The 25,790-nt window shown below is 34.3% G+C and carries 23 protein-coding genes; 13 read left to right on the top strand and 10 right to left on the bottom strand.

What is annotated here, in order from left to right:
* The first annotated feature begins 31 nt into the window (after positions 1 to 31).
* From DVK85_RS03105 to rpe, 6 genes are all read left to right on the top strand, one after another.
* Positions 32 to 2,314 (top strand): polyribonucleotide nucleotidyltransferase, encoded by a 2,283-nt coding sequence (locus DVK85_RS03105; RefSeq protein ID WP_114677028.1) that lies wholly within the window; start codon positions 32 to 34, stop codon positions 2,312 to 2,314.
* Between the two features lie 186 nt (positions 2,315 to 2,500).
* Positions 2,501 to 3,181, top strand: coding sequence for a hypothetical protein (locus DVK85_RS03110; protein WP_127960544.1), 681 nt, complete (start codon positions 2,501 to 2,503; stop codon positions 3,179 to 3,181).
* A gap of 2 nt (positions 3,182 to 3,183) precedes the next feature.
* Positions 3,184 to 3,669: a hypothetical protein gene (locus DVK85_RS03115; RefSeq protein ID WP_114677030.1), complete on the top strand. Its 486-nt coding sequence runs from the start codon at positions 3,184 to 3,186 to the stop codon at positions 3,667 to 3,669.
* Positions 3,670 to 3,799: 130 nt separating this feature from the next.
* Entirely contained in the window at positions 3,800 to 4,093 is a 294-nt protein-coding gene (locus DVK85_RS03120; RefSeq protein WP_114677031.1) for a Bor family protein, read from the top strand.
* Between the two features lie 661 nt (positions 4,094 to 4,754).
* A complete protein-coding gene (locus tag DVK85_RS03130) occupies positions 4,755 to 5,618 on the top strand; it encodes a sigma-70 family RNA polymerase sigma factor (RefSeq protein WP_114677033.1) in 864 nt (287 codons plus the stop codon).
* Positions 5,619 to 5,918: 300 nt separating this feature from the next.
* The gene (gene rpe, locus DVK85_RS03135; protein ID WP_114677034.1) at positions 5,919 to 6,581 is read left to right on the top strand and encodes a ribulose-phosphate 3-epimerase; all 663 of its coding nucleotides are present in this window, start codon (positions 5,919 to 5,921) and stop codon (positions 6,579 to 6,581) included.
* A 6-nt stretch (positions 6,582 to 6,587) separates the two neighbouring features.
* Here rpe and DVK85_RS03140 read toward each other — a convergent pair whose 3' ends face one another.
* On the bottom strand, positions 6,588 to 8,312 hold the full coding sequence (locus DVK85_RS03140) for a patatin-like phospholipase family protein (protein ID WP_114677035.1): 1,725 nt from the start codon (positions 8,310 to 8,312) through the stop codon (positions 6,588 to 6,590).
* A 177-nt stretch (positions 8,313 to 8,489) separates the two neighbouring features.
* Here DVK85_RS03140 and DVK85_RS03145 point away from each other — a divergent pair, with 177 nt between their 5' ends.
* Positions 8,490 to 10,730 carry a TonB-dependent receptor gene (locus DVK85_RS03145; protein ID WP_114677036.1) on the top strand — a complete coding sequence of 747 codons (2,241 nt, stop codon included), beginning with the start codon at positions 8,490 to 8,492 and terminating at the stop codon, positions 10,728 to 10,730.
* A 1-nt stretch (position 10,731) separates the two neighbouring features.
* Positions 10,732 to 11,184 (top strand): thioredoxin domain-containing protein, encoded by a 453-nt coding sequence (locus tag DVK85_RS03150; RefSeq protein ID WP_127960545.1) that lies wholly within the window; start codon positions 10,732 to 10,734, stop codon positions 11,182 to 11,184.
* A gap of 3 nt (positions 11,185 to 11,187) precedes the next feature.
* Here DVK85_RS03150 and DVK85_RS03155 read toward each other — a convergent pair whose 3' ends face one another.
* Positions 11,188 to 12,153 (bottom strand): GlxA family transcriptional regulator, encoded by a 966-nt coding sequence (locus DVK85_RS03155; RefSeq protein WP_114677038.1) that lies wholly within the window; start codon positions 12,151 to 12,153, stop codon positions 11,188 to 11,190.
* Between the two features lie 178 nt (positions 12,154 to 12,331).
* Here DVK85_RS03155 and DVK85_RS03160 point away from each other — a divergent pair, with 178 nt between their 5' ends.
* The 5 genes from DVK85_RS03160 to DVK85_RS03180 are packed head-to-tail and all read left to right on the top strand — an operon-like array spanning position 12,332 to position 14,763.
* Entirely contained in the window at positions 12,332 to 12,754 is a 423-nt protein-coding gene (locus DVK85_RS03160) for a DoxX family protein (RefSeq protein WP_114677039.1), read from the top strand.
* Positions 12,751 to 13,317 carry a dihydrofolate reductase family protein gene (locus tag DVK85_RS03165; protein ID WP_114677040.1) on the top strand — a complete coding sequence of 189 codons (567 nt, stop codon included), beginning with the start codon at positions 12,751 to 12,753 and terminating at the stop codon, positions 13,315 to 13,317. Before DVK85_RS03160 ends, DVK85_RS03165 begins: the two co-directional genes overlap by 4 nt.
* A gap of 31 nt (positions 13,318 to 13,348) precedes the next feature.
* A complete protein-coding gene (locus DVK85_RS03170) occupies positions 13,349 to 13,804 on the top strand; it encodes a VOC family protein (protein ID WP_114677041.1) in 456 nt (151 codons plus the stop codon).
* A gap of 34 nt (positions 13,805 to 13,838) precedes the next feature.
* Entirely contained in the window at positions 13,839 to 14,219 is a 381-nt protein-coding gene (locus DVK85_RS03175) for a VOC family protein (protein WP_114677042.1), read from the top strand.
* Positions 14,220 to 14,256: 37 nt separating this feature from the next.
* The gene (locus DVK85_RS03180) at positions 14,257 to 14,763 is read left to right on the top strand and encodes a DinB family protein (RefSeq protein ID WP_114677043.1); all 507 of its coding nucleotides are present in this window, start codon (positions 14,257 to 14,259) and stop codon (positions 14,761 to 14,763) included.
* Between the two features lies 1 nt (position 14,764).
* Here the strand turns inward: DVK85_RS03180 and DVK85_RS03185 are convergent, their stop codons facing one another.
* The 8 genes from DVK85_RS03185 to DVK85_RS03220 form a co-directional block, all read right to left on the bottom strand.
* Positions 14,765 to 15,571: a zinc-dependent peptidase gene (locus DVK85_RS03185; RefSeq protein ID WP_114677044.1), complete on the bottom strand. Its 807-nt coding sequence runs from the start codon at positions 15,569 to 15,571 to the stop codon at positions 14,765 to 14,767.
* Positions 15,572 to 15,606: 35 nt separating this feature from the next.
* The gene (gene kynU, locus DVK85_RS03190) at positions 15,607 to 16,887 is read right to left on the bottom strand and encodes a kynureninase (RefSeq protein ID WP_114677045.1); all 1,281 of its coding nucleotides are present in this window, start codon (positions 16,885 to 16,887) and stop codon (positions 15,607 to 15,609) included.
* Between the two features lie 100 nt (positions 16,888 to 16,987).
* A complete protein-coding gene (gene queA / locus DVK85_RS03195) occupies positions 16,988 to 18,037 on the bottom strand; it encodes a tRNA preQ1(34) S-adenosylmethionine ribosyltransferase-isomerase QueA (protein ID WP_114677046.1) in 1,050 nt (349 codons plus the stop codon).
* Between the two features lie 147 nt (positions 18,038 to 18,184).
* Positions 18,185 to 19,423, bottom strand: a complete 1,239-nt coding sequence (locus DVK85_RS03200; RefSeq protein WP_114677047.1) for a 3-phosphoshikimate 1-carboxyvinyltransferase — start codon at positions 19,421 to 19,423, stop codon at positions 18,185 to 18,187.
* Positions 19,424 to 19,454: 31 nt separating this feature from the next.
* A complete protein-coding gene (locus tag DVK85_RS03205; RefSeq protein WP_114677048.1) occupies positions 19,455 to 19,781 on the bottom strand; it encodes a nucleotide pyrophosphohydrolase in 327 nt (108 codons plus the stop codon).
* Complete coding sequence (locus DVK85_RS03210; protein WP_114677049.1) at positions 19,781 to 21,727, bottom strand: transglutaminase domain-containing protein; 1,947 nt, start codon at positions 21,725 to 21,727, stop codon at positions 19,781 to 19,783. Before DVK85_RS03210 ends, DVK85_RS03205 begins: the two co-directional genes overlap by 1 nt.
* Before the next feature lie 19 nt (positions 21,728 to 21,746).
* Positions 21,747 to 23,765: a transglutaminase domain-containing protein gene (locus DVK85_RS03215; protein ID WP_114677050.1), complete on the bottom strand. Its 2,019-nt coding sequence runs from the start codon at positions 23,763 to 23,765 to the stop codon at positions 21,747 to 21,749.
* Positions 23,766 to 25,781, bottom strand: a complete 2,016-nt coding sequence (locus DVK85_RS03220; RefSeq protein ID WP_114677051.1) for a DUF3857 and transglutaminase domain-containing protein — start codon at positions 25,779 to 25,781, stop codon at positions 23,766 to 23,768.
* Between the last annotated feature and the right edge of the window lie 9 nt (positions 25,782 to 25,790).

Below are 25,790 nucleotides of genomic sequence, written 5' to 3' on the forward strand. Positions count from 1 at the left end.
AACCCATTGTTTAATCAAAGTATTAGAATTTATGATTCCAAACGTAACAAGAGAAGTTATCGATCTGGGAGATGGAAGAAGCATCTCGATCGAAACAGGAAAACTTGCGAAACAGGCTGATGGTGCTGTAGTAGTACGCATGGGAGATGCTATGTTACTTGCTACAGTAGTATCGGCAAAGAACCCAAGCCCTGTAGATTTCCTACCATTAACGGTAGATTACCGTGAAAAATTTGCAGCCGCAGGTCGTTTTCCTGGAGGCTTTTTTAAGCGTGAAGCACGACCAAGTGATAGCGAGGTATTAACGATGCGTTTAGTAGACCGCGTATTGCGTCCGCTTTTCCCAAGTGACTACCATGCTGAAACACAAGTAATGATACAGTTAATGTCGCATGACGAAACTGTAATGCCAGACTCTCTTGCAGGTCTTGCTGCATCTGCTGCACTTGCAGTATCAGATGCACCATTTAGCACACTAATTTCTGAAGTTCGTGTAGCAAGAGTAGACGGTCAATTTATTATTAACCCTAGCAAAGTGCAACTTGCAGAATCTGACATTGACATGATGATTGGGGCTTCTGCAGAGTCTATCGCAATGGTTGAGGGTGAAATGAAAGAGATATCTGAACTAGAAATGGTAGAGGCTATTAAGTTTGCCCACGAAGCCATTAAACTACAGATAGCTGCACAAGAGAAGCTAAAAGCTGCTGTTGGCAAAGAAAGAAGAACGTATGAAGAGGAAAGAAATGACGATGCAGTTTATGCTAAAGTACGTGAACTTTCTTACGATAAGTATTTTGCTATAGCAAAAGAAGGTTCTTCTAAACAAGAACGTTCTGAAAAATTCTCACTACTTAAAGATGAGGTAAAAGAAGCCTTTACTGAAGAAGAGTTACTTGAAAATAGTGACCTTATTGGTAAATATCTTTCTAAAACACAAAAAGAAGCAGTAAGAAATGTAATTCTTGACCTTGGACTTCGTCTTGACGGAAGAAAAACAAACGAGATTAGACCTATATGGTGTGAAGTAGATTACTTACCATCAGTACACGGATCTGCTCTTTTTACAAGAGGAGAAACACAAGCACTGGCAACAGTAACACTAGGCACATCGCGTGAGGCTAACATTATTGACTTACCTACAGACCAAGGAGAAGAGAAATTTTACTTACACTATAACTTCCCTCCTTTCTCTACTGGAGAAGCAAAACCACTAAGAGGAACATCTAGACGTGAAGTAGGACATGGAAACCTTGCACAACGTGCACTTAAAAACATGATTCCTGAAGAGAATCCTTATACAATACGTATCGTATCAGAAGTATTAGAATCTAACGGTTCATCTTCTATGGCTACAGTATGTGCAGGAACACTTGCTTTAATGGATGCTGGTGTACAAATGAAAAAACCTGTATCTGGTATTGCTATGGGTCTTATTTCTGATGAAGAAACAGGACGTTGGGCTGTATTATCTGATATTCTTGGTGATGAAGATCACTTAGGCGATATGGACTTTAAAGTAACCGGAACAGCAGATGGTATTACTGCCTGCCAGATGGATATTAAAATTGAAGGTCTTGCTTACGAAATAATGGAGAAAGCTCTTGAACAAGCTAGAGATGGTCGTCTTCATATTCTTGGTAAACTAACTGAGGTTATTGAGCAACCAAGAGTAGATGTTAAAAAACATTCTCCTAAAATTATTAAAGTAACCATACCTGGTGCATTTATTGGTGCACTTATAGGTCCTGGTGGAAAAGTAATACAGGAACTTCAAAAAACTACAGGAACTACTATTGTAATTAATGAGGTTGACGAACAAGGAGAAGTTGAAATTTTAGGAACTGACCCAGATGGAATTCAGGCAGTACTTAATAAAATTGACTCTATTACGTTTAAACCACAAGTTGGCGAAACCTATAGCGTAAAAGTTATAAAAATGCTAGACTTTGGTGCTGTAGTAGAATATGCAGACGCTCCTGGCAACGAAGTGTTACTTCACGTTAGTGAAATAGCATGGGAACGTACCGAAAACGTATCTGATGTTGTAAATATGGGTGATGTCTTTGATGTTAAATACTTAGGTATAGACCCTAAAACAAGAAAAGAGAAAGTTTCGAGAAAAGCATTGTTACCACGCCCACCAAGGGATGAGAACAGAGCTCCTAGAGAAGACAGAGGACCAAGGGAAGACCGCCCAAGAGACAATAGAGGCAGAGATAACCGCGGTAGAGATGATAGAAACTCACGAGATAGAGATAATAAAATAGAGCGTAGAGAAGAAGGTAATGACGATACCAATAAAGAATCGTAGTCTACACTTATATAACACAAAATATGAACCTGTAACAAAAGTTACAGGTTTTTTTTTATTTTCAACAATTTATTAACGGTTTAGGCTTTTAAATTTTCATTATCTTAGATTTAGATATATCTAAGTCTGACTAAGCTGAAACAGGACATTAAACTTGAAAGTAAGCATAATTTCATCCAACTTTTTATGAAAAAAATCATTTTTTTATTCGTCGCAACAATTGCGTTAACATTTGTTTCATGTTCAAATGAACCAACTAATTCTGAAACAAGTACAGTAGATTCATCAAAATTTCAATTAAAAAGCTCAAGTGGCAATACCAAATTGGATTCGCTTTACAATGTAATGGTAAATTCAAATGAGTATATTTCATTGAAAAAGAACAGAGAAATTTTTATTGGTAAAATGAATTTTACTGGTAAGGTATCAGATATAGATACTAAAGCTAAACTTTTATCATGGATAAACACTAACATTAGTATTACCGATTTCGCTAACTATAATGAAGCGGAAACAGGATATGATAATCTTTTAGCGTCGGAAAAAATCGTTACAATAAATAATCTTGAATTTTATAAAGAACTTCAAAAAGAGCCGAGCATCGGTGGTTCATTCTTAAACTTAACTGAACCTGAACCTGTACCTACTGATGCATGCGGTTGCGGAAGCGCATATTCCTTAACAATGGCTGGCATTGCAGCAGACAGAGCAGCCGATTATGATGCAGCAACGTCAGTTACTGATTTGTCCGATTTTGACTCTATTGATGATTTTGCAGGTGCTGTGGCGGACATGAACAATTGCTATCAAGCTGCAATTGATCAAGCTTGGAGTGATTTTCGCTTATGTATTTACAATTGTAATTAATTATGAAGAATATTATAGCCTTTTTCATCTGTTTAACTTTTTCAATTTCACAGGGTCAAAACAAGCCAAGGGTTAATTACGACCCATCAAGTACAGAATATAAAGAGTATTATACTACACTTCTCGATATGTATAAGAAAATGTACGATTCTGAGCTGGGTATAAAAGTCTATCAGGCAAGAGAAAATTTTAGGTTAAAGGCAAATTATAATAAATCTTTTCAAGATGAAAAATATCAATCACTTTCAGGTGAAGAAATGGCATTAGCGTGGGTGGAGGATCATTTAGAGCAGACCGAATTTGAATCTATGGATGAGGCGCGGAGTTTGTTTAATAAACAAACCGAAATGGGAAAGCAGCTAATATGGGAAAATATTGACTTATATAAATACAGTAAAGAAGCTATGCAGGTATGCGGTAGTGAAATAATGGCAGATGTATGGAAGGAATTGCATATTTTGTATGGGTCTAACAGGTTTATGTACTAACACATGACCCCTACTATTAATAATAGCAGGGGTTTTATTTTTAATAAAAAACTTATATAAATAATTTTTTGTAATCCAGAATAAAAAAAATACATTTGACTTTATTTAAATTAATAAACATAAAACAACAATGGAAAAAATTACAAAAATTTTTACCGCAGCTTTCGCAGCATCTATGCTCTTAACATCTTGCTATACTTACACTACTGTGGTAGGTAAAGGGGCACAAAGTAATGTTACCGTTACAAAATGGAATCATTATGTAATTTATGGCTTAGCTCCTGTTGGAGTATCTGATTCTAGGGATATGGCAGATGGAGCAACTGATTATACAGTAACAACAAAACACAGTTTTGTTAATGGACTTATTGCCGGTATAACATTTGGTATTTATACTCCGACAACTACAACCGTTACTAAATAATTCTTATAAAGTGGGAGATTAAAAATTTCCCACTTAAATTTTATCCAACATTGAAAAAAACATTATTCTTCGTAATTTCTGCTATAACATTCATTTTACTAATTGATGTAACATCAAAACTCATTAGTGATATAGATCGACTGACAGAATATGGGTGGGGATTCCTTGCAGGAAAACTTATTTTGCTTCTTGTTTTTTTGCTTCTCTTATTGCTTCTCTATAAAAAAACATTTACCAAAAAATCTTCTGAAAAATAGAAATCTTATCATTATATTTCTATAATTACAGGTTTTTATTTTATCCATTAAACAGATTTGTTTCCTAACGGGTTTGCCTTTACATATAAGCCAAGCATGATAACTGGGTATATCGTGTATCCAATTGCAAAATAACACCGATGATTATATCCTAAGCATTTTTTCGACATCAAATAAAAATCACTAAAACAATCTCGGGTATCCGTGACAAAAAATTATTTTTTAATAAGACTGTACAAAAAAAATTAATCACCACCTTTAACTTGTTTAAAATCAGACACCTTTAGGCTTTTAAATTAAACTATAATAACATTTAATTAAAAATTTAGTTACATCGTGTAACTTTTTCTGACTTCGTTGCGTATAACTACTCACATACATACTTAAACAGTCAGGATTTTTAAATGAGACAACTTAAAATCACCAAGCAGGTTACCAATAGGGAAACTGCATCTTTAGACAAGTACCTTCAGGAAATTGGAAAAGTAGATTTAATTACAGCAGATGAGGAGGTAGAATTAGCACAACGTATAAAAGCCGGAGACCAGAGAGCACTCGAAAAACTTACAAAAGCCAACCTACGTTTCGTAGTATCGGTAGCTAAACAATATCAAAACCAAGGATTGACCCTTCCTGACCTTATTAACGAAGGTAACTTAGGACTTATTAAAGCGGCACAACGTTTTGATGAAACACGTGGTTTTAAATTTATATCCTATGCCGTATGGTGGATTCGTCAATCGATATTGCAAGCACTTGCTGAGCAGTCGCGTATTGTTCGTCTTCCGCTTAACAAAATTGGATCTATCAACAAGATCAACAAAATGTATGCTTTACTGGAACAAAGTAGTGAGCGTGCGCCTTCGGCAGAAGAAATTGCTAAGGAACTTGACATGACCGTTAACGATGTTAAGGAGAGTATGAAAAACTCAGGACGTCACCTATCTATGGATGCTCCGCTTGTTGAAGGAGAAGACTCTAACCTATATGATGTACTTCGTTCTGGTGAGTCGCCAAATCCTGATCGTGAGCTAATTCATGAGTCTCTTCGTACTGAAATAGAAAGAGCTTTAGAGACACTTACACCTCGTGAAGCCGATGTTGTAAGACTTTACTTTGGTTTAGGAGACCAACACCCGATGACACTTGAAGAAATAGGTGAAACTTTTGACCTTACTCGTGAGCGTGTCCGTCAGATTAAAGAAAAGGCTATCAGAAGGTTAAAGCATACTTCGCGCAGCAAGATTCTTAAAACATATCTTGGGTAACGTTAAAATGCACAAAAAATTATATTCTTAATTTTATAATTTGTTTATAATTTGTATTTTGGCTGCACAATAATGTAATTCAACGAATAAAAATATATAAAGCACTTACAGTTCAATAACTGTTCGTTTTTTGATTGATGATTGAACTCCGGCTGATTACCGGAGTTTTTCTTTTTATATAGCCTGACGTAACCTGTTTCGGTTTTCTTAAAACCGTTTCTTCCTCCTGCACTTTACAACTTTCTACTTTATGACTTTACAACTATAAAGAGTATCTTTGCAGTATAAACACACACTACAATGAAAAACACTTTAATTGCCCCATCAGTACTCTCGGCAGATTTTGCTAATCTACAGCGCGATATCGAAATGATAAATAAGAGTGAAGCCGATTGGTTTCATATCGATATAATGGATGGCGTTTTTGTGCCTAATATTTCTTTTGGTATGCCAGTACTAGGTGCCATTACACGTCATGCAAAGAAAACAATAGATGTACACTTAATGATTGTAAATCCTGACCAGTACATTAAAACCTTTGCAGAGCTAGGGGCTACAAACCTAACAGTACACTTTGAAGCGTGTACACACTTACATCGTACGCTACAGGCTATAAAGGCCGAAGGCATGAAAGCAGGAGTAGCAATAAACCCTCACACTAATGTAAGCCTGTTAGAAGATATTATAAATGACATCGACTTGGTTTGTATAATGAGTGTTAACCCTGGTTTTGGTGGGCAATCATTTATTGAAAACACCTATGCTAAAGTTAGTCAGTTGAAAAACATTATTACAAAACACAATGCTTCTACACTCATTGAAATAGACGGTGGTGTAAGCGATAAAAATGCAGCTAAGCTAGTAACAGCAGGTGCAGATGTACTTGTTGCTGGCAACTATGTGTTTGGATCTGATAACCTTGTTGAAACTATTGCTGGACTTAAAAAAATAACAGCTTTATAACAACTTTTATTTTTTATCCATAAGCTTCCAAGTTATCATTGATTTCTTTATAGCCCCTATTATTTTATCTGTAATCATTCTGTTTATGACTACTTTGCTACCAATAAAGAGTAAGACTTTATTAATAAAACTTAATTTAACGATATTAAGAGTAACTTTTTGAACCCTGCGTTTTACGTGGGGTTTTAATTTATCTATAATTTCTTCTTTAATAACAGGCCAGTTACTGCCATTACTAAATGTAGGCATTGGGAAGTAACCTTCTTCTTTACGTTTCGAGAAAATAGGTATAATCTGGTAACTATCATCTTTTAACGATTTAAACCGCTCTCTACTCTCCTCATCTACATTTGCATAACCATTCCTAAAAATAGGATTTTCGGTAAGTGCCTCTTTGGGGACAGTAAAATAATCTCTCAAAAATATTTCGCAATTAAAACGTCCTAAATAATAGTCGTGTACTCTAAACTCTTTACTTATAAACCCGCCAAAACCTGCCAATGTACCACAAGCAATAGCATTTTCGCCAAAAGCATCTACTACATTACCTTCGGAGTCCTTAAAATAACGGGATGGCGATATTAGAAACTGACTAGCATAGCCATCTTTCATGGCAAGCATATAATCTTCTGCCTTAACTTTCATTTGGTTAGTTACAGCTGTAAGTAATTTACCAAAAATAGAAAGCATATCTTTTTCATAACTAAATGCGGCTCTATCTTCTTTTACCTTACTAGGAAACGGGTCTATCATTAAAACAGTATTGGTAAATGTATTATACTCCATATTCATTTTAACAACATCATCATCTTTTATATCCGGATTTTGTTTTTGGGTTATATCATCTAGTACCTGTCTTACTTTTTCAAAAGGTTCGTTATTAATCATTCCCCCATCAATATTTAGGGTTTTATAATCGTTTGTACTATCAGGAATGTTTGCAAAATAATTTTTAAGCCAATTTATTTTATGTACATCATTCGATTTTCTTTCTAAAACTCTTGACTCCAAACCAATAGGGAAAGCCCCTGTTGCCATAGCAGCATCTCTAGCAATGTTTACATTTTTATTTGTTCTAAAATTAAGCGGAATCCACCCCTCTTCTATTTTCAATTTCTCTTCAGGAGTATCATAAAGACCAAAGCAGGCATAATCATTATGTACTGTCATTACATATTTTTCTCTACTTATCGCTGTATTAAAATCTATATTATAGTCAAACCCTTCAAGATTAGATAGTGTGGTAAATATTTTAAGAGGAGTTTCAAAATAGGAACGTGTAGGCTTAGGTTTGCTATTATCTATTTTAGTTATTTTATTAGCAATTTCATCTATAAACTGAGAATTAAGTAATGCTACCACATCGCCTCCTTTTTCAATATCAGATGTATTCATCATTTGAACAAACATATCCTCTCCTAAAAGATCTACCCATGCATTATAAAACCTGTTTTCAGGATGTTCTTTTAATATGTCTTCCTTTTCAGGTACGGGTACAGGCTTTATTTCTCCCTCTAATGCCGATGCTGTAATTACACCCGTCATGCCTCCTGCCGAAGCCCCACCTATAACAGGTATAACTACTTTGTGAGTAGGCACATTAGGGTTTCCTTTTTGCTTTTCCCACTCTTCGAGCGCTTCTAGCAAATAGTCTACCACTCCTGCTGTATAAGCTCCTGCAGAAACCGCACCAGCCATACATAGTCCTACTCTAAAAGTATCATTTTCCATGTTTAGTAATTTTTAGTTAATGAACATCTCAAAACTATAACATTTATAGGATAAAATTATTACCTAATAGCAGGTATTAATACGATGATAATTTTTATTAAAAATAAATAATGACTTAAATATTTTTTTAGACAAACCTAAATATATACTTTTGTATAACTAATAATAAAATTAGACATGAAAACATATTACATATTTATCTTACTTATAAGTGGTATAGCCTTTTCTCAAAATGGAAATATTAAAGGCAAAATAACAAGTAACGGAGAAGCTGTACCCGCAGTTACTGTATCTATACCACAATTAAAAATCATGATAGCTGCCGATGAAAATGGTAGTTATGAAATAAAGAATATACCCTTTGGTACACATCAAGTAGTTTTTAACTTTATAGGTTTCAGAACTGAAAAAAAGAAAATAAAGATAAATTCAACTTCTCCTGTAACCCTCAATATAAAACTACAGGAAGACAACATGGCACTAGATGAAGTGGTAATAACGGGAACGATGAAAGAGATTAGCCGAACCGAAAGCCCTGTTCCTGTAGAGATCATAACTCCTAAACTATTTAAAAAGAACCCTACTGCCAGCCTGTTCGAATCAGTAGGAATGGTAAACGGTGTGCAACCGCAACTTAACTGTAACGTGTGTAACACAGGGGATATACACATTAACGGAATGGAAGGTCCTTATACCTTGATATTGATAGACGGTATGCCTATAGTAAGTGCGCTATCTACTGTATATGGGCTAAACGGAATACCTAACAGTATGGTAGAACGTATAGAGGTGGTAAAAGGTCCTGCATCATCACTATACGGCTCAGAAGCTATGGGCGGTATTATTAACGTAATTACCAAAAGCCCATATAAAGCCCCCGTGATAAGTGCAGACAGTTTCCTAACAAGTTGGGGCGAACTAAGTGTAGATGTAGCTGGGAAAATAAATGCAGGAAAAGCTACATCATTAATAGGTGTAAACTATTTTAACTACAACAGCCGTATTGATAATAACGGTGATAATTTTACCGACCTAACTCTACAAAATCGAATATCAGTCTTTAATAAATGGAATTTTGAACGAAAAGAAAATCGTGCGGCAAGTGTGGCAGCTCGTTATGTATATGAAGACCGCTGGGGAGGCGAAATGAACTGGGATAAACAATGGCGCGGTAGCGACAGCATATATGGTGAGAGTATTTATACCAAACGTGCCGAATTAATAGGGTTATATCAGCTCCCTACTTCTGAGCGAATTTTTACACAGTTCTCTTATAATTGGCACGACCAAAACTCATGGTATGGTAACACTCCTTATATGGCAACCCAACAGGTAGCTTTTGTACAAACGTACTGGGATAAACCTTTAAACGATGCTCACAGCCTGCTTGTAGGAGCATCTATGCGCTACACTATATATGACGATAACACACCTGCAACAGCATCGGCAGACGGATTAAGTAACAAACCTGCCGAAACACCATTACCTGGTATTTTTATACAAGATGAATGGACTCTTAACAAAAAGCATAAATTGCTTGGGGGATATCGTTTTGACTATGACAAGAACCACGGAGCAGTACACTCGCCAAGAGTAGCTTATAAATTTGCGCCTAATACTAATAATACTATCCGTGCCAGTTTTGGTACTGGGTTTAGAGTAGTAAACCTTTTTACCGAAGACCATGCTGCACTTACTGGAGCACGTGAAGTAGTTATTGCCGAAAAACTTAACCCTGAACGCTCGTTTAATGGTAATCTTAACTATGTGCTGAAAGTGCCTACGGATAGCTATATGCTTAATTTTGATATTACAGGATTCTACTCCTACTTTACCAACAAAATTGTAGGCGATTTTGATAGTGACCCTAATAAAATTATTTATGATAACCTGCGTGGGCATGCTATATCGCAAGGAGTATCATTAAATATAGATGCTACCTTTACTTTTCCATTAAAAATCCTAGCAGGAATATCATATATGGATGTTTTTCAGATGGAAGAAAATGATAGTGGAAAATTAGAGCACACACAACAACTACATGCACCAAAATGGTCGGGTACTTTTGTAGGAACATATAAATTACCCAATAATTATAGTATAGACTTGACAGGAAACTGGTATGGCCCTATGCGATTACCTATATTCCCAAATGATTTCCGTCCAGAATATTCGCCTTGGTTTTGCATCGCAAATATACAGGCTACAAAAAAGTTTGATTACGGACTAGAGTTTTATGGCGGTATAAAAAACATTTTAGATTTTATACCAGATAATCCTATACTACGTCCGTTTGACCCTTTTGATAAAAATGTTGAAGTAAACAACCCTAACGGTTACGCCTTCGACCCAAGCTATAATTATGCTTCTTTACAGGGAAGACGAGTATTTTTAGGAGTTCGTTATAATCTATTTTAAGATGAAAAGAGTTTACTGTTTATTGTTCCTGCTTATACTCGTAACTATGTACGGGCAGGAGCAATATATTATAAGTTTTGAAACACTCCCCGAGAAAATAGCATTAAACCCTAAGCCTATACTCATAAAAGTATATGCCGACTGGTGTGCTGTATGTAAAATACAGGATAAGAAAATTGAGAAAGACGTAACGTTGCAGGACTTGCTTAAAAACTCCTGCTACTATATTAAGCTAAATGGAGAAACTACCGAAACCATAATATTCAACAAGAAAGAGTATGACTATATACCACATGGGGCAAATAACGGATATCATGAGTTAACTGAATATCTAACAAAGGGAAATAACTCCTATCCTTGCTGGGTACTATTATCTTCAAAATATGAAGTACTGGGTATATACAATGGCTTATTGAAAAACAGCCAATTAAAAGAATTGCTTAAACAGTATTAGCTATTACACCACTTGTCCGCTAAATTTTTCCCTGTACATTTTGGGGGTCATTCCTACATTTCTTTTAAACAAAGAACGAAATGCTTTTAAATCATTATAACCTGATTCTAGCATTACTTCCATAATACTGTATCTAGAGGTTTCTAATAATTGCTTGGCAGCTTCTATACGAGTTTTTTGCAAATATTCTATCGGTGTTATACCTGTTACTTGCTTAAAGCGTCTTACTAAATTTCGTCTGCTTGCAGGTACTTCGGTAATAATTTCTTCTATTGTAGTGGCAGTGCTAAAATTCTTTTTAATCTCATCCTGCACCTGTTTTACAAGCTCATCACCATGGTCGTGTATCGGCACAAACGAACCAAAATACAACTGGCAACTTCTATCCATATCTACCGAAAAAATCTTAGCAGCCTTTATCGCTACTTCTCTATTACAATATACTTCCAGTAATAGCATCATCAGATGAAAACTATTGGTTGCTCCGCCACTGGTGTATATCTTGTCCTGTTCGGTCACTACCGCTTTTTCCTGTACTCGCACTTTAGGAAACAATCTGGCAAAAGAAGCCCAAGCATTGATATGTGTAGTTGCAGGTTTATCGTTCAGTAAGCCTGTAGCTGCTAACAAAAAAGCTCCTGTACAATAGCTTGCTATGGCCGCACCTTTTTTATATTGTTGCTGTAACCAAGGTATCCAGGACATATTTGCTTCAATCGATTCTGCAACCATATCCCCTTTAAATGCAGGAATAAAAATAAGGTCATACCATTCCTCATTATTGGTGTTCTTAGGCACATAACCTGCATAGCTACCAGGGTTGTATTCTTGCGGGCATACGAGTTCTATTACAAAAGGATGTTCCTTCCCCTCTTTTTTATAAAAACCGTTTACTGTTTCAAATACATCTAACATTGCGGCTACGCTCAGCAGCCTATGATTCTTGAGAAGTAATATACCTAATTTCATGATATTCAATAAGTAATAAACAGAAAAGCAAATATAAAAAGTTTTTTGTCTCAAACACCCCTCTTAATTGACTTTTTAAACAACCCTCTGCTTAAACAATTTAAAATAATTTTGTAAATAGTTAATATAAATAATTTTATCGTAATTTTTTACGACAAATCATTAACTATTTATAATTATGAAAAAACTATTATCACCTTCATCAATGGGTACAAATATGGCTAATCTTTTACTACGAATATTTTTCGGAGGTATGCTTGTACATTTTGGCTATGGTAAAGTTGAAATGTATGATACTATACTGCCCAACTTTAGCGATATCATCGGTATCGGGTCTGAGCTTTCTTTTCATTTGGTCATTTTTGCAGAGCTCTTTTGCGGGTTATTCATATTACTTGGCTTTGCCACACGCTATTCTGTAATACCTGTTTTTATTACTATGGTTGTAGCCTATTTTATAGCGCACGGCAATGATGCTTTTAATGATAAAATACCCGCCTTTATTTTCATGGTGCTTTGTTTACCTGTATTTATACTGGGGAGTGGTAAATACTCTATAGACTACTTTATTTTAAAACCGAAAAAAATAGCTAATACATGAGGACTCTAAAACTACAAGTACAAATGTCGGTTAATGGTTACATTGCCGGATCTAACAGTGAAATGGACTGGCTAGAATGGGGCTGGGAGGACGACATTAAAAATTATGTAAATAGCCTTCATGAAACTGTAGATACAATAGTACTGGGCAGAAAACTAGCGGAAGGTTTTATTCCGCATTGGCAGTCTTTTTCCGAAAATCCTGAAACTGCAAATGATTTCTCGCACAAAATGGTTGATACTCATAAAGTAGTATTTTCTAATACTATCGGCAATCAGGAAAACTGGAAAAATACAGTAGTTACCAATAATAATATTACCGAAAAAATCAATAAACTTAAAGCTGAGGATGGTGGAGATATTATTGTTTACGGTGGTGGAGAGTTTGTTTCTTCGCTTATTGATCAAGGGTTAATTGATAATTTCTATCTGTTTGTAAATCCTTCTGCCATCAGTAATGGTATGCCAATATTTGAAAAACTTAGTGTACCACAAAAACTAGCATTAATGGAAGTACAACCTTTTACATGTGGTATAACTGTTTTACATTATACAAGAAAATAAATTTATTAATAACCATAAAAAATTAATCATTATGAAAGTATTAAATCCTTATTTAAACTTTAACGGAAACACCGAAGAAGTTTTCAATTTTTACAAAAGCGTTTTTGGCGGTGAGTTTTCTACCCTAATGCGCTTTAAAGATGTACCTGCCGATGTACCAATGGATGGCTGTGTAGATACGGAAGGAAATAAACCTGCTGAAAACGAGGGCGAAAAAATTATGCATATTGCTTTACCTATTGGCAATAATATCTTAATGGCAAGTGATGTACCATCGCACATGGAACAGGTAAAAGGAGGGACGAATACCTCTTTAAGTATAAGTGTAGAAAGTAAAAAGGAAGCCGACAGCATATTTGCAGCCTTATCAGAAGGCGGAACAGTTATTATGCCTATAGATAATATGTTTTGGGGAGATTACTTCGGTATGCTTACAGATAAATTTGGCATACAGTGGATGGTTAATTTCAACGCTCAACAGCAGTAATAAAATGCTCTTTGTTAGGCTAAAAATAAAGACTATGGTAAATAAATCAAAAGCATTTAGCAGCTTTTCTGTTGATGATATAGTAAAAGCACGAGAATTTTATACTAACGTTCTTGGTCTAACTGTTAAAGAGGGAGGTATGGAGGGCATATTGGAGCTTTATATTAAAGAAAGTAACCCTGTAATTATTTATCCTAAACCTAACCATGAACCTGCTTCATTTACCATACTCAACTTCCCTGTACCTGATATTGAAGAAGCTGTTTCCTCATTAAAAGATAAAGGGGTTATTTTTGAAAGCTATGACTATAAAGAGCTAAAAACAGAATCTAATAACATCTTTAGAGGTGATGGACCACATATTGCATGGTTTAAAGACCCTGCCGGAAACATCTTGAGTATTATTCAAGAATAAAAAGATTATCAATCATTAATCAAAAACGAATAGTAATATGTTTCAAAAAATAATTAATGAACTTGAAGAAGCACTGGGAGAAACCATCTCCCTGCTTTCTTCTGCTGAGGAAGCGCAACTAAATGCGGTACCATTTGAAGGAAGCTGGACAGCTGCGCAAACGGGTATACATCTTTTAAAATCAGGAACGGGAATGGATAAATTATTTACCGCTCCGGCTCCTGTTACTGAACGCGTAGCCGATAAAAATATCGAAGAGCTTAAAAGCATATTCCTTGATTTTAGTAGAAAAATGGAATCGCCAGAATTTATATTACCTGAAGATAAACATTATAACAAAGAAGAACTTTTAATTCTTCTAAAAGAGTTAAGACTGGCAATAACGGAGGCTTTAAAAAAGGCCACCTTAAAGGAAGTACCAGAACTGCCTGACTGGAATCCGTTTAAAGGCTATACTAAACTGGAGTTGGTTTATTTTTTGATTTATCATACACAAAGGCATAACCAGCAGATAAAAAACATATTAAAAAATGTATCCGCTTGAGTTACCCCTCACGATAATTAATCATAACTTTTACAATAGTATATAATTTAGGGAATTGCTCTTTTAACTCCTCCGGTGTTTCAAAGAAATGCTCTAGCAATACAGCCATAAATTCATATTTATTGGTATATGCATAATCTCGTAGATAACCCGATGCCAATAATGCTTCTCTGTTATTTGAGTCACCCAAATAACGCATTACATCATCTAACATATCACTATAAACTATTGATGATGAACCAAACCTTCTTTTTCTTAATGAGTTGAAATATACTACATGGGCGAACTCATGCAACCCAAGATTGATATTATCATTATTATAAGCTAATCCTTCTTCAAAATGGCTCCAAGAAAATACTACAGCCCTTGCCGAAGGGTTAAATTCTCCTTTATGATAATCGCCACTCCGAGATAAAAACACATCTGGATATACTATAACTACCGAGAATACATTTTGTATGTACTTTCGCATCCCGAAAGTAAGCATAATCGATGTTGCCGCTATTTTCAGCTTCATCTCTTGGGTAACCTCTAGACCGTCTCTACCTACAAAAGTATAATTACCTATAAATACAGCCACTCTATGACAAAAATAAGATTGCCTTTTTGGTGAAAGTTTCTGATAAAATACAAAATTTTCGTGCAATATAGCTACTTCATCTATAGCTAGTTGCTTTTTTACAGGATAAAAATGAACATATACAGGCTTATTAAAAATGAAAGTATATATAGGTTCTATTATTATAGAAAAAGTAAAAAATATTCCAACAAAAACTATTAGTAAAAAAAAGAATACGTCCATAGGCATTAAAAAGCCAGATATTTTATCTGGCTTTATTTATATTATTTATGCGATAAAATTCCCTTCTTTAATACCTGACCAAACTCATACATATCTTCATAAGAGCAGTATAATGGCACTGGTGCAAGTCGTATTACATTTGGCTCTCTCCAGTCGGTTATTACACCATTCTCCATCAAATAATCAAATAATGCTTTACCCTCTCCATGTAAAAATACTGATAATTGACAGGCTCTCTCTTTAGGGTTAGATGGTGTTATAATCTCAAAAGTACTATCTACATCTTTATCAATTTCATGTAGTATAAATTCAAGATATGAGGTTATATGGTCTCTTTTCTGTATTAATGCAGGCATACCTACTTCGTCAAACATTTCTACCGAAGCTAGATAAGGTGCAAGCGATAGTATGGGTAGGTTACTAATTTGCCAGCCATCTGCACCACGTACAGGATCAAACTGTGGCTCCATTAAAAAGCGGCGTTCTTTATTATGTCCCCACCAACCTGCAAAACGTGGTAAATCCATATCATTATGATGCATTTCGTGTACAAATGCGCCCGATGCATTACCTGGTCCTGAATTCATATATTTATAACTACACCATGCAGCAAAATCTACATTCCATTTGTGTAAATCAAGGTGTATATTACCCGCAGCATGTGCCAAATCCCAGCCTACATAAGCTCCTGCTTCTTGTCCTGCTTTGGTTATCGTTTCCATATCAAAAACCTGACCTGTATAGTAATTTACTCCACCTATAAGAACAAGTGCTAGCTCATCGCCTGCTTCTTTTATAACATTCAATACGTCTTCTGTTCGAATATTATGTTCGCCATCTCGTCTTTTTATTTCTATAATGGCATCATCAGGATCATATCCATGAAAATGCACTTGACTTTTTATCATGTACTGGTCGCTAGGAAAGGCTTTTTCTTCGCAAATAATTTTATATCTATTGGGTTTAGGGTTATAAAAACTAACCATTAACAAATGTAAATTTACCGTAAGAGTATTCATAACTGTAACCTCACTAGGCAACGCTCCTACTACTTTACTTAGTGGTTGTGCAAAACGCTCATGGTAATCCCACCAAGGTTTATCGGCAAAAAAATGTCCTTCTACAGCAAGTTTAGCCCAGTCGTTCATTACCTCATCTACATAGGCTTTTGTTCTTTTGGGTTGTAACCCTAACGAGTTTCCTGTAAAATAAATTACTTGCTTGCCGTTTATATGCGGAAAGTTAAATTCATCCCGATACTTAGCCAGTTTATCTTGTGCATCAAGTTGCTGTGCAAATTCGCGTGTATTCTTAAAATCCATCGTTGTTTGTTTGTTGGATGTAAAAATAAGGAAATAAAAAAAGGAATAAAACAAAAAATCCCGCCTTTACGGCAGGATTTTTATATAATTTTTTAAAAACTTACAATATTAACATTGCATCGCCATAGGTATAAAAGCGATATTTTTCTTTTACTGCCTCATCATAGGCTTCACGCATAAGATCGTGACCCATAAATGCAGAAATCATCATTAACAATGTAGATTTTGGTGTATGGAAGTTTGTTATCATACAATCGGCAATACTAAAATCGTAAGGAGGGAAAATAAATTTATTAGTCCATCCTACATAAGGATTTAAAGTATGTTGCGAAGAAACAGAACTTTCCATAGCACGCATAGAGGTAGTACCTACAGCACATATTCTTCTCTTTGCTGATTTTGCATTATTTACAATATCACATGCCTCTTGGTTAATGATAAGTTCTTCAGAGTCCATTTTATGTTTAGACAAATCTTCTACTTCAACAGGGTTAAATGTACCTAAACCAACGTGTAATGTAACCTCTGCAAAATCGACTCCTTTTATCTCAAGCCTTTTTAATAAGTGCTTAGAAAAGTGAAGTCCAGCAGTAGGTGCTGCAACAGCCCCTTCTTCTTTAGCATATATTGTTTGGTAACGTTCTGCATCTTCAGGTGTTACATCTCTACTAATATATTTTGGTATAGGTGTTTCGCCTAGCTCTGTAAGTTTAGCTCTAAACTCTTCATAAGACCCATCATACAAGAAACGTAATGTTCTTCCGCGTGATGTTGTATTATCTATTACCTCTGCTACTAATGAATCGTCTTCGCCAAAATAAAGTTTGTTACCAATTCTTATTTTTCTAGCTGGATCTACTAATACATCCCAAAGGCGTTGTTCGGCATTTAATTCTCTAAGTAAGAAAACTTCTATTCTCGCTCCAGTCTTTTCTTTATTTCCGTATAGACGTGCAGGGAATACTTTGGTATTGTTAAGTACCATAACATCGCCCTCATCAAAATAATCTAATACATCTTTGAACAACTTGTGCTCTATTGTTTTTGTTTTCCTGTTTATTACCATCAAGCGTGCCTCATCTCTACTCTCAGCAGGAAACTCTGCAAGTAATTCATTAGGCAAGTTGAAATTGAAGTTTGATAATTTCATGTGTATATGTTTAATTTCAGCGGAATAAGCACGCCATTTTAACTGACTGCAAATATACTACTGTAAAGCAGGCGTTGTCAAGTGTTTTGCAATATATTTATTATAATATATCATCAGTAGCATGAAAAGTAAGTGTTCAGATTTTTTTTACAGCCTATTAATCGTAAATCCAACCTTTTTAAGATCATCCCAAAAAGCAGGATAGGATTTAGAAACTACTTCGGCATCCTGAATAATAATGGGCGTTTTTAATGCTAGTGGTGCAAAAGCCATAGCCATTCGATGATCATTATAAGTGGCTACAGTAACTTCTTTATTTACAGGTAGGCTATCCATAAACTTTTTTAATGTAAGACTATCATGAGTTACTGTAATTTTAGCGCCAAACTTTTTGAGTTCTGTTTTTAGTGCTTCGAGCCTGTCAGTTTCTTTTATTTTTAGTGTATGAAGCCCTGTAAGATGACACTCTATACCTAAACCAAAACAGGTAACCGCTATAGTTTGGGCAATATCTGGGGTATTATTCAATGCTAAATTAATAGTTGATAGTTCGTGGACACTAGCTTTTCTTAACGTGATAGCATTGTCAATAAAAGTAGTAGTAACCCCTAAATGATCATAAATATCTACCAATGCAGTATCACCCTGAAGGCTTTTTTCTTTAAATGATGATAGCGTTAACATACTACCTAATGGTGACAAAGCAACAATAGCATAAAAATAAGAAGCTGAACTCCAGTCGCTTTCCACTATAAGACTTATAGGTATTTTGTTTTTAGTTTTTGGCTGTACCTTGATAACGTTTCTATCCATACTTGCCTTAATCTCTGTTTCGTTAAGTAACGCAAGTGTCATTTTTATATAGGGTAATGATGTAACTTCTCCTTGAAGAGTAATTTCGAGACCATTTTCTAACTTTGGAGCTATTAATAATAATGCTGTTATGTACTGGCTGCTTACATTAGCATTGATACTAACCTTGCTTTTAGTTATTTTTTTACCTGTTATTTTTAGCGGCGGGTAACCTTCTTTCTCAATATAGGTTATATCAGCTCCCAAATTCCGTAATGCTTCTACCAAAACACCTATTGGGCGTTGCTGCATCCGTTTAGAACCTGTTAAAGTCACCCCCCTACCCTCTTGTATGGCATAGTAGGCCGTAAGAAATCGCATGGTTGTACCTGCATGGTGTACATCTATAACATTGCTACTACTGTTAAGCGCTTGTTGCATTACAGTACTATCATCAGAATCTGATATGTTTTTAATAGCAATTTCTGGAAAAAGTGCCTGTAATAATAAAAGTCTATTGGTTTCAGACTTGCTACCTGACAATGTCAGCCTCTCAGTACGTATGACTTTTATTAAACTTAACTTTATATCCATAAAAGATATTATTTACCTCAAAAGTAAAAAACTATTTCAACTTATCGTTGTTATGATGCCTGTCGTGATCGCGTTTTGTTTTTAAATCAAGTTTTTTATCAAAAGCTTCTTGCAGGTTTACTCCTGTTTGGTTGGCAAGACAAAGTACTACAAACACTACATCAGCAAGTTCTTCTCCTAAATCTTTATTTTTATCACTCTCTTTTTCACTTTGCTCTCCATACCTACGTGCTATAATGCGTGCCACTTCGCCTACCTCTTCTGTAAGCTGTGCCATATTGGTGAGCTCGTTAAAGTAACGCACACCATGCTCTTTTATCCAATTATCTACTTCCTGTTGTGCATTTTTTATATCCATTATTTTACTTTTTTAAGTACTACCTTTTCATTTTGTTTTTCTATCATATTACGATAAAAATCCTTTAATGTATAATAATATTCCTGATGTATATTAGCATAATTTATTAAAAACAGGGTTGAGATTTGCAATTGATTATTTATAACTGCAATATTATATTTAAATCTACCTATGTTTTGCTCCATTTCTATATTTACGGGTTCTGGCAATGATGCTACTGTGTATCCTTCTGGAAGATTTATAATTACCATTTTTTTTTGTAATACTGGAAAAACAAAGTCAATTGGATATTCACGTTTTTCTTGCTTAAAAGGATTTTCTTCAACTGTATGAAACAGTAAAGGGTTAAAATATATTTTATCTCCTATAAACTCTACTTGACTACTGCTTGTAAAACTATATTGCTCATTAATCGGTTTTGACACATCATTTACATTTGATATAGTAAAACCGCTTACGGTAATATTATTATAATTTTTCTCAATTTCAGCAATATAGTTTTCTTCATTAATATCTTTATTTGCTTCGCGGAAATTGTAAGCATAAGAGTCGAAATAAGTATGTCGTGTTTTCCCCAAGATATTTCCTTCGGGAGATAAATCGGCAGTAATAATAACAGATTCCAGCGATTTTTTGGTAGGTAAAAGGTCAATTTCAGCATTAGAGCCATCCTTTTTTATCAGTCTCCCTTTCCAGTTTAATGCTCGTTTAGGTAATATACCTAGAGCTGTGTATTTACTAGTCGCATCTAATAAAATTAAAGTATCATTTATACTCACAGATGAAATCACATAGTTAAAACCATTCATACTAGGGTAAGCAATAATACCGTTAGAACGAGTACTCACAAGTACTGGGTTAGCATCAAATCCTGCATAACGTAGCATAGCAGTAAGCATAAGGTTAATTTCAGCAGCATTACCTACTTTGTTTTCATAGGCTTTCTTTACACCTTCCTTACAATAATAACGGCTTTCTTCATTCCAATTCATTCTTGATTTAACATAGTTGAAAACAACCTCTATTTTCTTTTCAGGAGTTTGTAAACCTGATAAAAGCACTGACAAATCATCTTCAAAATAAGAGTCACGTTTTAATTCTTTTCCAAAATCATCATCCTCATATATTTTCTTTGCAACTGCTTCCCATGTTGTTGAATAATGCTTCTCCTGTTCTCCGTCAAATTGCGTTAATGCCAGTTCATGCTTTAATGTAGAGCGATAATTATCCATATTGTTTACAAAGACTTCTTCTTTTAAGGCTTTTACATTTTTTGCGGTATATGTCGTTGTAAACTCATTGTATTTAGTAACACCTCGAATCAATTTAGATTCTGATTTATCTACATCAATATAACCATATAAGAGTGTATTAAAAACAAAGCACGAGGGTATAGATGACTTATAGCTTACATAATTTGCCGGTATGTCATATTGAAAATGCCAATCTCTTATATTAGTATGATAAGGCGTTTTTATAGTATATCTATATTCTATTACGCTACCTTCTTTTACATTGGGAAGAGTTATTTTTTTAGCATAAAAATCTTCAACTATTTTTTCATCAAACTCTCCTTCTTCTTTTAATTTTGTTTTATCAATTTCGCCATTGACAAGATTATAGGTACATGCTTTAGAATAATACGCTCTTATTCTTCTACCTCCCGTATAATATACAAGCTTATCTGTAGCATATTCATAGCCTTCTTTTGTATAAATTTTTATACGGGTGTCTACCTTTGTAATCATATATAAATTTCTATCTCCATCTAATATAAAAGAGGTATTACCACTTCGAAACAAGATGGCAGCAGGGGCATCGGGGTCATCGGGGTGCGATTTCTGTTCCAGCTCTTCCCTACTCACTTCACCTAATTTAAACTCCTGTGCAAAAACATTAGAGTGTATAAATAATACAAAACAAGTAATAACGACTTTAAAATACATTTAAACAAGCTTTAACTTTCTATACTTTTTTAAGTACTATTTTCTCGTTTTGTTTTACAAAAACATCATTGAAAAACGATTTTAAGTCACTGTAGTATTCTGGGTTTAATCTTCCTACATTAATATCGTTATTTATTACCATTTGTATTTGATTACCTCTTTGTGCAATATTAAAACGGAATGTACAAATATTGCCATCCATAGCTACCGTTGCTGACTCTGGTAACGATTCTACCTCATAACCATCTGGTATCGTAATACTAATATTATACCTGTCTTGGCGTGGATAAATAAAATCTACTGGATAGGCTCGTTTTTCTTGTTTAAAAGGGTTTTCTTTCATTGTATAGAACAACATTGGCGAAAGGTATATTTTATCGCCTATTACATCTGCGCCAGCATTATTTTGAAAAGAGAAACCTTCTATAATAGGTTTATCATACTCTTTATCATTAGTGAGTTTATAATCAGATACTATTGCATTACCCAATTTTTTTTCTAACCCTGAAAGGTAGTTATCCTGGTTAACATTAAGATATGCTTCTCTAAATACATAAGCATTATAATCAAAATACTGTACTCTTATTTGCCCATCTATGCTACCGTTGCTATTAAGGTTTGCCATAACAACAGTATTTTCTACCGAATTTATGACTGGAGTAACTAATACTTGTGCAGACGAAAGGTTTTCTCTTATTACTCTTCCCGTTACATTTAGAGCTCGTATTGGTAATAAACCTGGTACTCCATTTTTTGAAGTAGCATCTAAAAACATAATACCGTTTTGTGACTCTAAACCTGCAACAACATAGTTAAACTCTGTCCTATTAACAAAAGAGACATGTCCGTTAGCACGTGTACTTAATAATACAGGATTGGCATTAAGTCCTGCATAACGCAACATAGCAACCAACATCAAGTTTATCTCGGCAACATTTCCCGTTTTACTTTCGTAGGCTTTCTTTACACCATCTACACACTCATATCTATATTGTTCATTAAACGCCATTCTATCTCTCACATAGTTATATATAGTGGTAATAAGCTCACCTCTTGTAGTATTTGTTTCGTTTATAAGTGTTTTTATATCATCTTCAAAATAATCTTTTTCATCAAGCTCTCTACCAAAATTTTCATCGTTATAAATTGTTTTTACAATAGCATCCCAGTCCGAAGCATACTTTTTTTCTTGTTGGTTAGGAAAATGAGTTTTAGAAAGCTCATGCTTTACAAAAGAAAGGTAATTCTCTATATTATCTACATAATGCTCATCTTGTAATGCAGGAACATTCTCTGTACTGTATGTTTTCTCTATTTCATAATAAGTTACTGTACCTACTTCATTTTTAAGTACCGAGCTTTTTCTGCCATAGCCTCCTTTGGTGTTAGAACTACTAAACACCTTTGTTTCTTTACTGGTATCTTCTTCTTCCTTTATCGGAATATAAGGACTCAATATTCTATTGTAAATAAAATACTGAGGTATTTTTACAGTATATTTTATATTATTAATAGGCAATTTCCCCTGAAAATACCATGTAGGAATACTTCTTTTAAAAGGAGATCTTATTTGATAGTGATATTCTATTACAGAGCCTTCTTTTACAGCAGGTAAAGTAATTTTCTTTATATGCCAATTAACGGTATAATCTTCTTTAAACTCTCCTTCATTTTTTAGTTTTGTTTTTTCTATTTTGTTCCCGTCTAGGTTATAGGTAACGGCATCTGTAAATACAACTTCTTCTTTATCCATACCTTTAGTATAATAAGGCACTTCTACATTGGCATAACTATAGCCTTCTTTAGTATAGATTTTAACCCTTACCTCTACATCAGTAACAATTATCCAATCTCCCGAATTATTAAAATCAAAACGAGTAAATCCTTTTTTGTATAAAATTGCAGCAGGAGCTGACGGGTCTGTTTTATGACTTGTTTCTTTTAACTCATCAACACTTACTTTACCTAGTTCAAATTTCTGAGCAAAAGTGTTTAGCGACAATAAAAGAAAGGCTATTAATAATGAGATATTTTTCATTTATTTATTTTTAGTAATAATAATTTTTTCAGTTTGTTTTTCTATCATTTTCTGGAAAAAGTCCTTTACCGTAGGATAAAAATCTTGTGGTATAGATGCATAGTTAAGCTCAAGCATAGCTCTTAGCATTATTCGATTATTATTAACTATAACATTATAATTAAAACTACCTATATTTTGTTCCATTGCTAATGAAACAGCTTGAGGAACCGATTCTACTGTATATCCTTCTGGTAATGTTATACTAATCATATATCTGTCTTGACGAGGATATATAAAATCTATCGGATATTCGCGCTTTTCTTGTTTAAACGGATTTTCACTTTGAGTAAGAAAAAGCATAGGGCTAATATACATTTTATCGCCTATTACATCGATATTAGCATTTGTATGAATAAACTCATATCGTTCTTCAATAGGTTTTCCAAAGATATTTGCATTAGCTATCTCATAGTTTTCTACCGTAATTCCATTATATTTTTTCTCTATTTTTTCTATATGACTCTGTTCGCTTAGACCATTATAACGCTCTCTAAAAGTATAAGCATTATAGTCATAATATTGGTCTTTTAACTGTCCTGTTAGTTTCCCTTCAGTATCTAATGTTGCCATAAGACTTATAGACTCTATAGATGGTGTAGTAGGTAACAATGTAACTTCATTAGAAATACCACCTTTTTTTATAAGCCTCCCTAACCAGTTAACGGCTCTAATAGGCAATATATTTGGCATGGCAGATTTTGATGTAGCATCTAATAATATTGTTTTATTATTTAGTTGTACTGCTGCAATCACGTAGTTAAATGCATCCCTATTAGGGTATAAAGCTATTTTGCTCGAGCGGGTGGTAACCAAAACAGGGTTTGCCTCTAAACCTACATACCGAAGCATAGAGGTAAGCATCAGGTTAATATCGGCTATATTACCTACCTTCTCTTTATATGCTTTTCTTACGCCCTCTTGGCATGAATATCCGTAATAATCATTCCAATTCATATTATCTCTTACATAATAATATAGCGCATTTATTTTTTCTTCCGGAGTATTTAGTCCTGAAAGTAATGCATCTACATCCTCTTCAAAATATCCTGTTTTCTTTAACTCATTACCAAAATCATCATTATCATAAATAGATTTTGCTACATCTTCCCAAGTTGCCGAAAAAGACTTTAACGGTGAATTAGGGTATTTTATCATAGTTATTTCATGCTCTATACTTGCAGTATAGTTGTCTATATTGTTTACAAAAGCTTCCTCTTTCATTGCTGGGAGGTTTTCAAACTCATAGGTTGTTATAGCCTCTATATAATCTATCTTACTAGTACTAAATGTAGTAGTTTGATTCTCTCTTCTTTGCTTACTTGTACTACTAATACTTCTGTTAGCTTTTCCTTGGGTAACTTTAGGCATATGATACCCTCTAAAATTTGGGGTATAAGTAAAATATTCGGGTATTTTAGTTACATATTTAGAGTGATCTACAGGTATCCCCTCTTGAAAACGCCATTCTGGAAAAGAGCTAATATGAGGTGATTTAATTTTATATCTATACTCTATTATACTACCCTCTTTTACATCTGGCATTACAATTTTTTCACGTTTCCAGTACTTATTTACATCTTCTGTAAACTTTCCTTCTTTTTTTAGTTTTGTTCTTTTTATACTACCATCCTCTAAGTTATAAGTATAAGCCTTAGATACATCTACTTCTTCTCTATTAGAACCTGGGTCATAAAATCGTATCGATTTATTTGCCCAGTCATAACCATCTTTATTATATATCTTAATTTTCATATCCACCTCAGTAATCAGGTCAAAGCCATCTCTTTCTGAATAAACCATGTAAGTTTCGGCTTTACTGAATAAAATTGCAGCAGGAGCATCCTTATCAATAGGATGACTCTCTTGTGCTAGTTCTTCTTTAGTAACTTCACCAAGTTCATACTCAAACTCTTGTGCATGTAGTGTAATATGACTTAAAACAAGAATAAATAAGGCGGTCAATCGAATTTTCATAGTGTATAT

It is taken from the genome of Flavobacterium arcticum, assembly GCF_003344925.1.
Classification (GTDB): Bacteria; Bacteroidota; Bacteroidia; order Flavobacteriales; family Flavobacteriaceae; genus Flavobacterium; species Flavobacterium arcticum.